Below are 2,177 nucleotides of genomic sequence, written 5' to 3'. Positions count from 1 at the left end.
GGAGATTGACTTTGGTGGATGGGGTGGTTAGCATCGGAGGGCGGGAAAGCGCTTTCCCGGTGCCGGGACGTGGTATCGCGTCGCTGTGGCTCGTTGGGCGGAGCTGCGTCGGCCGGTCGGGTCGACCGCCTCCGGCGGTCCTCAGTCAACCGTGGAGAAACGTCATGAAGTGGAAGCCGTTCACCGCCGGAATCCTGCTCGCCGCCAGCGCCGTCGTGGTGCCAGCAGCCGGACCCGCAACGGCCGCCCCGCCGGCTGCTGCGCTCTTTGTCGCCACCAACGGCAACGACGACAACCCGGGCACCCTTGCCGCGCCGCTGGCGAGCATTCAACGCGCCGTCGACCTCGCCCAGCCTGGCCACACCATCTATCTGCGCGGCGGGACGTACGCTCCCAGCAGCAACATCCAGCTGCTCGCCGACGGCACGTCGAGCCAGCCGATCACGTTGCGCAATCACCGTAACGAGCGGGTCATCATCGACGGGGAGAACATGCCGCACACGCCGGCCCCGGTGGGCGGCAGCATCCCCCGGCCGCAGCGGGGAGCCATCCACATCGAGGGCGACTGGTGGCGGCTGATCGGCCTGGAAATCATCAACGGCCCGTACGGGATCTTCGGCCTGGACGTCAACAACGGTGTCTTCGAACGGCTGGTGACCCGGGACAACTACGAGTCGGGCCTGCACATCCAGGGTTCGTCGAGCAACAACCAGATCATCAACCTGGACGCGTACGGTAACCGGGACCCGCGCAAGAACGGTGAGAGCGCCGACGGCCTGGCCATCAAGGAGGGCTCCGGCACCGGCAACGTGGTGCGCGGCGCCCGGCTGTGGAACAACTCCGACGACGGGCTGGACTACTGGATGTTCAGCTCGCCCATCCGCACCGAAGCGAGCCTGGCCTGGGGAAACGGCTTCAACAGGTGGAACCTGCCGGACTACACGGGTGACGGCAACGGCTTCAAACTGGGCGGCAACCAGGTGGCCGCGGACCACACCGTACGCAACAGCATGGCCTGGAACAACGCGGTCGGTGGCTTCATCGACAACAACAACCCCGGCCAGCACCGGATCGAGCGCAACACCGCGTGGAACAACCCGGGCGCCGGGTTCGACTTCAGCCGCTCCACCAGCACGCTGACCGGCAACCTGGCGGTCGGCAACGGCACAAACGTGTCGCTGGGGGCCAACTCGCACGGCAGCGGCAACTCGTGGGATCTCGGCGGCAGCTGGTCGCTTGCCAGCACCAACCCGGCCACCATCACCGGGCCGCGTACCGCCACCGGTGCCATCCCTTCGTCGACCTTCCTGCGCCCGGCCAACAAGGCTCCCGTCGGAGCCTGCTTCCAGTGACCCGGTGCCAAAATGCTTGATCACGATTAGGCGGTGGTACTGGCATCAACCCGACAAAGGTGAGAGTGTTTCCGCCGCAGCCCCTTGATCATGTCCGGGGCGGTCGCGTGCGCGGAAACAGCAGGAGAACACCCATGCCCCACAATGGCAACGACCGGTCACACCTGCGGATAGGTGGCTGGCTCTCCGGGACAACGGGTCGGCCCGGTGCGGAGCCCACTCCGCCAACATCTGGTCGGCGGGACGCCGACACCCGACAGCACCGGTCCGCCAGAGCCGCCCGACGGCTCACGGCGTCGTCGTCGGCCGCCCGGCACTCGGCTGCCGCCACCGAAGCGGGTAGGGCCGTCGGGGTGATCCGGGTGACCGGGGAACCCGCCGTCGAGCAGCATTCTCACGACGAAACACCGCAGGTCACTGCGGTCAGCCAGGGTGCGGTCGCCGGCCGCACCGACCCACGACGTACGCACCTGGTCGGCGGCGTGGCTCTGATCGTCATCGCCGTACTCATCGGGGTGGTGGCGCTCCGCGCCGGAAGTCCTGAGGAATCGATCCGCGGCGAGTTCGTTGCCGGGGTGCCCTATCCCGACAATGCCGGGGCTGAGCAGGCCGACAGCGGCTGGCTGCCCGGCCCGGACGGCACCGGATCCGACGTACGGGGTGTCGGGGCCATCTCGGCGAGCCCGACCGCCGACTCTGTCGTCCGGCCCGGCTTGAACCCGCGCACCGAAGGCGGCGGCCTGGGTAACCCCGACTCCGGCCCGGCCGCCCCCATCGGTGCGCCGGCGAACCCGGCCCCCCAGGTTCCACCACTCGCGCCGGGCG

General features: G+C 68.8%; 1 protein-coding gene and 1 pseudogene. Both read left to right on the top strand.

Going from position 1 to position 2,177, the window contains the following annotated elements:
- Positions 1–164: 164 nt before the first annotated feature.
- A complete protein-coding gene (locus tag C1I93_RS30245; protein WP_111246644.1) occupies positions 165–1,352 on the top strand; it encodes a right-handed parallel beta-helix repeat-containing protein in 1,188 nt (395 codons plus the stop codon).
- A 362-nt stretch (positions 1,353–1,714) separates the two neighbouring features.
- Positions 1,715–2,177: pseudogene (locus C1I93_RS30240) on the top strand (hypothetical protein); the annotation flags it as partial.

The sequence above is a fragment of the Micromonospora endophytica genome (assembly GCF_003236305.1).
Lineage (GTDB): Bacteria > Actinomycetota > Actinomycetes > Mycobacteriales > Micromonosporaceae > Micromonospora > Micromonospora endophytica.
The sequence above is the reverse complement of the archived record's forward strand: the minus strand, read 5'-3'. Positions and strand labels throughout refer to the sequence as shown.

What these genes read in the sequence shown, in the direction of transcription:
- C1I93_RS30245 (WP_111246644.1), top strand. Translation starts at nt 165, where the DNA reads ATGAAGTGGAAGCCGTTCACCGCCGGAATCCTGCTCGCCGCCAGCGCC.